This window comes from Edwardsiella sp. A.80236 (assembly GCF_044540725.1).
GTDB lineage: Bacteria > Pseudomonadota > Gammaproteobacteria > Enterobacterales > Enterobacteriaceae > Edwardsiella > Edwardsiella tarda.
In genome coordinates this window covers 1-5,911 of sequence record NZ_JBIUCY010000038.1, presented here as the reverse complement: position 1 = coordinate 5,911, position 5,911 = coordinate 1, and the positions used below count along the sequence as shown (strand labels likewise).

General features: G+C 56.2%; 6 protein-coding genes. 5 read left to right on the top strand and 1 reads right to left on the bottom strand.

The window, feature by feature from the left end; all coding sequences use genetic code 11:
• Positions 1-245 precede the first annotated feature (245 nt).
• The 5 genes from mrkA (at position 246) to mrkF (ending at position 5,784) form a co-directional block, all read left to right on the top strand.
• A complete protein-coding gene (gene mrkA / locus ACEQFP_RS17090) occupies positions 246-854 on the top strand; it encodes a type 3 fimbria major subunit MrkA (protein ID WP_396464362.1) in 609 nt (202 codons plus the stop codon).
• 95 nt (positions 855-949) lie between these two features.
• Positions 950-1,651 (top strand): type 3 fimbria chaperone MrkB, encoded by a 702-nt coding sequence (gene mrkB, locus ACEQFP_RS17085; protein ID WP_265932344.1) that lies wholly within the window; start codon positions 950-952, stop codon positions 1,649-1,651.
• 11 nt (positions 1,652-1,662) lie between these two features.
• Positions 1,663-4,149, top strand: a complete 2,487-nt coding sequence (gene mrkC, locus ACEQFP_RS17080; protein WP_000813718.1) for a type 3 fimbria usher protein MrkC — start codon at positions 1,663-1,665, stop codon at positions 4,147-4,149.
• The gene (gene mrkD / locus ACEQFP_RS17075) at positions 4,140-5,135 is read left to right on the top strand and encodes a type 3 fimbria adhesin subunit MrkD (protein WP_265498932.1); all 996 of its coding nucleotides are present in this window, start codon (positions 4,140-4,142) and stop codon (positions 5,133-5,135) included. The genes mrkC and mrkD overlap by 10 nt, the downstream gene beginning before the upstream one ends.
• A gap of 13 nt (positions 5,136-5,148) precedes the next feature.
• Positions 5,149-5,784 (top strand): type 3 fimbria minor subunit MrkF, encoded by a 636-nt coding sequence (gene mrkF / locus ACEQFP_RS17070; RefSeq protein WP_000677445.1) that lies wholly within the window; start codon positions 5,149-5,151, stop codon positions 5,782-5,784.
• Between the two features lie 34 nt (positions 5,785-5,818).
• Here mrkF and ACEQFP_RS17065 read toward each other — a convergent pair.
• The coding region (locus tag ACEQFP_RS17065) for a hypothetical protein (protein WP_265498213.1) at positions 5,819-5,911 on the bottom strand (93 nt) is incomplete at its 5' end.

Below are 5,911 nucleotides of genomic sequence, written 5' to 3'. Positions count from 1 at the left end.
TTAGGTTGCCAGCATCACCGAAAAAATGTATATTTTTCGGCGAATAAATAGCATTCTTTGACGCCGATAGCACCAGCGAACTTATATTTTTAGGTTCGTTACCTGACGCCTTAAATATTGCGGCTCCCGGTCAGCCGAAGATTCTATTAGCAGTGGCATAAATCAGCATCGCCTGATGTTTCTGGTTCTATGCGAATTCACAGTGTGCTCATTGATTCGTAATTCACTCTGACAAGGAAATGGCAATGAAAAAGGTTCTTCTCTCTGCAGCAATGGCAACCGCGTTTTTTGGCATGACTGCTGCCCATGCAGCTGATACCACTGTTGGCGGCGGCCAGGTTAATTTCTTCGGTAAAGTTACCGATGTATCCTGTACTGTTTCCGTTAACGGCCAGGGCAGCGATGCGAACGTTTACCTGTCTCCGGTAACCCTGACTGAAGTTAAAGCGGCAGAAGCGGATACTTACCTGAAACCGAAATCTTTCACCATTGACGTCTCTAACTGCCAGGCTGCTGATGGCACTAAACAGGATGACGTAATCAAACTGGGCGTGAACTGGACCGGCGGTAACCTGCTGGCTGGCGCAACCAGCAAACAACAGGGCTACCTGGCGAACACCGAAGCTTCCGGTGCTCAGAACATCCAGCTGGTGCTGTCTACTGACAACGCTACCGCGCTGACCAACAAAATCATCCCGGGTGACAGCACTCAGCCGAAAGCGGAAGGCGACGCTTCCGCTGTAGCTGATGGCGCGCGTTTCACCTACTACGTAGGCTACGCCACCAGCGCGCCGGCCACGGTAACCACCGGTGTGGTTAACAGCTACGCGACTTACGAAATTACTTACCAGTAATTCCGTCAGAAAATAAAACTGCCCCGCGATGGGGCAGTTAATAACAATAATAAAGCGGCAATGTCCGCCGCTTGTATTTTTATTCTGAGGTCAGCATGAAGCGTATTGTCCTTTTTTTCTGTTTCATTTTTAGTTTTGCGGCCCATGCCAACAATATTATTGTTAACGGTACCCGCTTTATTTATCCAGGAAATGAAAAAGAAATAACGGTACAGCTTTCAAATAACGCCGACCGTCCGGCGCTGGCGCAGGCCTGGCTGGATAACGGCGATGCCGATGCCACACCGGATACCATTACCACCCCGTTTATTATCACCCCGCCGATTTCGCGCGTTGACGCCAAGAGCGGCCAGACGCTGCGTATTAAGCTCGGTAGCAGCGCCGGTCTGGCGAAAGATAAAGAGACGCTGTGGTGGCTGAATCTGCTGGAAATTCCGCCGGTGGTGGCCAATCAGAAAAATGAAGGCCAGAACGTGCTGCAGCTGGCGATCCGTTCGCGCTTTAAATTTATTTATCGTCCTGCCGGACTGGGCAACCGCGATGCGGCGGCCGAGAAGCTGACCCTGACCGCCAGCGGCAGTAGTCTCGCCATCAACAACCCGACGCCGTTCTACATTACCGTCAGCCGTATTTCCCGCGACGGCGGTAAAGCCCTGAACAGTAAAACCGTGATGCTGGCGCCGCAGTCCAGCCAGACGGTGGCGCTCTCCTCCGCCGTCAACCGCGGCGAAACCCTGACCGTTAACAACATTAATGACTATGGCGCCGATGTCGCAGTGAAAGTGGCCGTTAAATAAGGGAAAAGCTAATGAAGCAGAGGTCATTCTGCCCGGGAAGATTAAGCACCGCGATCGCCATCGCGCTGTGCTGCTTTCCGCCATTTTCCAGCGGACAGGAAAACCCGGGAACGGTATATCAGTTTAACGACGGCTTTATTGTCGGCAGTCGCGAAAAGGTCGATCTGTCGCGCTTTTCGACCAGCGCGATTACCGAAGGCACTTACTCCCTTGACGTCTACACCAACGACGAGTGGAAAGGGCGCTACGATTTACGCATCGCGCGCGATAAAGATGGTCGGCTGGGCGTCTGCTACACCAAAGCGATGCTGGCCCAATATGGCATCGCGGCGGAAAAGCTCAATCCGCAGCTGAGCGAGCAGGAGGGCTACTGCGGTAGCCTCAAATCCTGGCGCAACGAAGAAAACGTCAAAGACAACCTGGTCCAGTCCTCCCTGCGGTTGAACATTTCGGTACCGCAGATCTATGAAGATCAACGCCTGAAAAACTATGTCAGCCCGGAGTTCTGGGACAAAGGTATTACCGCGCTCAATCTTGGCTGGATGGCGAACGCCTGGAACAGCCATACCTCTTCGGTAGGCGGGTCGGATAACAGCAGCGCCTATCTGGGCGTCAACGCCGGTCTGTCGTGGGACGGCTGGCTGCTGAAGCACATCGGCAACCTGAACTGGCAGCAGCAGCAGGGTAAAGCGCACTGGAACAGCAACCAGACCTATCTCCAGCGCCCTATCCCACAGCTCAACTCCATCGTCAGCGGCGGGCAGATTTTCACCAATGGTGAATTTTTCGACACTATCGGTCTGCGCGGGGTTAATCTTTCCACCGATGACAATATGTTCCCGGACGGCATGCGCTCGTATGCTCCGGAAATTCGCGGCGTGGCGCAGAGCAACGCCCTCGTCACCGTGCGCCAGGGCAGCAATATTATCTATCAGACCACCGTTCCGCCCGGACCGTTTACCCTGCAGGATGTCTATCCTTCCGGCTATGGCAGCGATCTTGAGGTCTCGGTGAAAGAAGCGGATGGCTCGGTAGAAGTGTTTAGCGTGCCTTACGCTTCCGTCGCCCAGCTGCTGCGTCCGGGAATGACCCGCTACGCGCTCTCCGCCGGTAAAGTGGACGACAGCGCGCTGCGCAACAAGCCGATGCTCTATCAGGCGACCTGGCAGCACGGGATCAACAATCTGTTGACCGGCTACACCGGGGTCACCGGTTTTGACGACTATCAGGCCTTCCTGGTGGGGACAGGGATGAACACCGGCATCGGCGCGCTCTCTTTTGACGTCACCCATTCGCGGTTGAAGAGCGATGCCCATGATGACTCGGGTCAGAGCTATCGCGCGACCTTTAACCGCATGTTTACCGATACCCAGACCAGCATCGTGTTGGCGGCGTATCGCTACTCGACGAAAGGTTATTACAACCTCAACGACGCGCTGTACGCCGTCGATCAGGAAAAAAATAGTCGCAGCAACTACACCCTGTGGCGGCAAAAAAACGGCATGACCTTCACGGTGAACCAGAACCTGCCGGACGGCTGGGGCGGGTTTTATCTCAGCGGCCGTATCTCCGATTACTGGAACCGCTCCGGGACCGAGAAGCAGTATCAGGTCAGCTACAACAATTCATTTGGTCGTCTCTCCTGGTCGGCGAGCGCGCAGCGCGTCTATACGCCAGACAGCTCCGGTCATCGTCGCGACGATCGTATTTCACTCAACTTCAGCTACCCGCTGTGGTTTGGCGATAACCGCACCGCCAACCTGACGTCGAACACCTCGTTCAATAACTCGCGCTTTGCCAGCTCGCAGATTGGTATCAACGGTTCGCTGGACAGTGAAAACAACCTTAACTACGGCGTGTCGACCACCACCGCCACCGGCGGTCAGCATGATGTGGCGCTCAACGGCAGCTACCGTACGCCATGGACCACCCTCAACGGCAGCTACAGCCAGGGCGAAGGCTATCGTCAGAGCGGCATTGGCGCCAGCGGGACGATGATCGCCCACAGCGGCGGCGTGGTGCTCTCACCGGAAAGCGGCTCGACGATGGCCCTGATTGAAGCCAAAGACGCGGCCGGGGCGATGCTTCCGGGATCGCCGGGCACCCGTGTGGACAGCAATGGTTACGCCATCCTGCCGTATCTGCGCCCGTACCGGATTAACGCCGTGGAAATCGACCCGAAAGGCAGCCATGACGACGTGGCCTTCGATCGCACCGTGGCGCAGGTTGTGCCGTGGGAAGGCAGCGTGGTTAAGGTCGCGTTCGGCACTAAGGTGCAGAACAACCTCACCCTGCAGGCGCGCCAGGCGAACCACGAGCCGTTGCCGTTTGCGGCAAGTATTTTCTCCCCCGACGGCAAGGAGATCGGCGTTGTCGGCCAGGGCAGCATGATGTTTATCAGCGATGCGAACGCCAAACGCGCGATTGTGAAGTGGAGCGGCGGGCAGTGTTCGGTGGATCTGGGACAGCAAACAACAAAGGATAGCGTATGTCGCTGAGGAAATTACTAACGCTTTTTATCGTCTTAATGGCGCTGGGAACCACCTCGTCCTGGGCCTCCTGTACGCGTCTCTCATCGCCAACGGTGATGCTGGACATGGTGGTGGGCAGGGTGGTGGTGCCCTCGGATCTGCCGGTGGGCTCGGTGATCCTTACCCGCGGCTGGACGATGAGCGCTCCCGGCGGGGCAAGCTATCGCTGTACTTCCGGCACCAACCGCTTTGCGGCGAAGATCGTGTCGCCAGGGGCCACGGACCTTGGAAATAAAATCTACTCCACCAACGTGCCGGGAATCGGCATGCGTTTCAGCCGCGGCGGCGCAACGGTAAATATCGTCTATCCCGACGTCTTTTCGTCCCGGGTATATAACACCACCAACTATTCCCTCGAAGGGTCGCGCTTTACGCTGGAGATTATCAAAACCGCGGCAACCACCGGCAGCGGCACCCTGGCGGCGGGTAAGTACACCTCCTACGACTGGGAGAGCGGCGGTAACCCGATCCTCGAAACCTATCTGAGCGCCAACGCCATCACCGTGGTCTCGCCCTCCTGTTCAGTGCTGAGCGGGAAAAATATGAATGTCGATGTGGGTTCCATCCGGCGCACCGACCTGAAAGGGGTCGGCACCACCGCCGGCGGGAAGGATTTTAATATCGACCTGCAGTGCAGCGGCGGCCTAAGTGAAACGGGATATGCCAACATTAGCACCTCGTTCTCCGGTACCCTGGCCACCAGCACTACCGCTACCATGGGCGCCTTGCTGAATGAAAAAGCCGGCAGCGGGGTGGCGAAAGGCATTGGCATCCAGGTGCTGAAGGATGGCTCCCCGCTGCAGTTTAATAAGAAATACACCGTCGGCCGCTTGAATAATCAGGAGACCCGCTACATCACCATACCGCTGCACGCGCGTTTTTATCAGTATGGCCCGACGACCAGCACCGGCGAGGTGGAGTCGCATATGATCTTTAACCTGACGTACGATTAATACGGGAGGGGGAATGAAGGGATTGCCGAAAAACACTATCGCGTGGCTGCTATTTTGCGGCAGCCTCGCCGCCCCCTCGGCGTGGGGTTTTGAGACCAATTACGATCGCGGACGGGTCGATTTTGCCGGGCGGGTGACGGATATTTCCTGTAGCATCGCGCTAAACGGCGGCCAGCATGCCGGCAGCGGTAATGTCTGGCTGGCGCCGGTCAGCCTGGCGGAAGTCCACGATCGCGGTGCCGGGGCGTTTATGAAACCGCAGCCGTTTACCCTGGCACTGTCAAACTGCCAGCTGCGCCATGATGGTGGGGCAGCCTCGCAGGATGAGGTGCGTCGGGTCAGCGTGCGCTGGGTCGATGGTTTTTTACTGACGGCGGTCGGTAACGAAAACGCCGGGTATCTGGCCAATACCTTGCCGGATGGAGCGCAGAATATTTATCTGGCGCTATCGACTAACGATAATAATACGCTGGATAAGAGTAATAAAATTGTCCCGGCGGACCCGCAGCAAAATCAGGTGCGTTTGCAGGAAAGCGCGGTCAGCGGCGGCCTGTTCACCTATTACGTTGGCTATGTTTCGCCAACGCCGAAAAGCGCCACCAGCGGGCCGATTACCAGCTGGGCAACGTGGGAATTAGTTTATAATTAAGTGACGTTAAAAAGCCGGGAATTCCCGGCTTTTTTTACATGGCAATATCATCGGCGACCAGTTGTTCAATACTGACTTCCCGCCAGTAATGTCCCTGGATAGCAAACCGGTGATGCTGCCAACTTAC